Origin of the sequence: Vibrio sp. SG41-7 (assembly GCF_014164465.1) — a bacterium.
GTDB lineage: Bacteria > Pseudomonadota > Gammaproteobacteria > Enterobacterales > Vibrionaceae > Vibrio > Vibrio splendidus.
Genome location: NZ_JACJFF010000298.1, coordinates 1 through 1,101 on the forward strand (window position 1 = coordinate 1; position 1,101 = coordinate 1,101).

The window sequence follows — 1,101 nt, forward strand, 5'->3', positions numbered from 1 at the left end:
TATACCCGTGATCATTGAAGGTGCTTGATTTTAGCCAAAATGAGGATCATGCTAGGTGACATGAAAATAACACTATCCAATGAACAAAAAATCACGCTGATTAACCAACACGATACGACTCGTGATGGGCGAGTGCGCGATCGCATCAAAGCTGTTATTCATGCCAGTAACGGGTGGAGTCCTGAAGAAATTGCCGATGCACTGCTTATCCATGAAACAACGGTTAGACAGCATCTCAAAGATTACTCACTATCGAACAAGCTCAAGCCTGAAAATGGTGGTTCAAAAAGCTACCTATCTCAACAGCAAACCCAAAGCTTGATTTCACACCTAACCTCGCGCACCTATCATCATACGCGTGAGATTGTTGCGTATGTTTTTGCTGCTTACCGTGTGCAATATAGTGTTGCAGGAATGAACAAGTGGCTTCACCAAAATGGTTTCAGCTACAAGATGCCCAAAGGCGTACCTCATAAGTTTGATGAAACCAAACAGAAAGCTTTTATTGAGGCTTATGAAGCGCTCAAAGCCAGTTGTAGTAAGGATGAGTCGATCCTATTTATTGATGCAGTCCATCCGACTCAAGCGACCAAAATATCGCATGGTTGGATACGAACAGGGCATGACAAGTCTGTTGAAACAACGGGAAGTCGAAGTCGCCTCAATCTCATTGGTGCTTTAAATCTTAACGACATTGGCGGGACTATTATTCAGGATTACGAGACCATAAACAGTGAAAGCATTGTTCGCTTTTTCTGCCAAATTAGAGAGCGTTATCCATTAGAACACAAGCTCCATATTATCTTAGATGGTGCGGGGTACCATCGCAGTGAACGAGTCAGGGATGCTGCTTTTGTCTTGAATATTGAGCTTCATTATCTTCCACCTTATAGTCCGAATCTAAATCCAATCGAGCGGCTTTGGAAAGTGATGAACGAATATTCAAGGAACAACGTTTATTTCAAAACTAAACGGGAATTCAGAGAAGCCATCGAGAATTTTTGCATTGTGACTCTACCTGAGATCGCAGACTCTTTGACGTCTCGAATAAATGATAATTTTCAAGTGCTCAAGCCCGCATCTTCAAGTTGATTGGGTATA

1 protein-coding gene is annotated in these 1,101 nt (G+C 42.2%); it reads left to right on the forward strand.

The features are described 5' to 3' along the window. The first annotated feature begins 60 nt into the window (after window positions 1–60). Window positions 61–1,092 carry an IS630 family transposase gene (locus H5300_RS26750; RefSeq protein ID WP_182797361.1) on the forward strand — a complete coding sequence of 344 codons (1,032 nt, stop codon included), beginning with the start codon at window positions 61–63 and terminating at the stop codon, window positions 1,090–1,092. Window positions 1,093–1,101 lie beyond the last annotated feature (9 nt).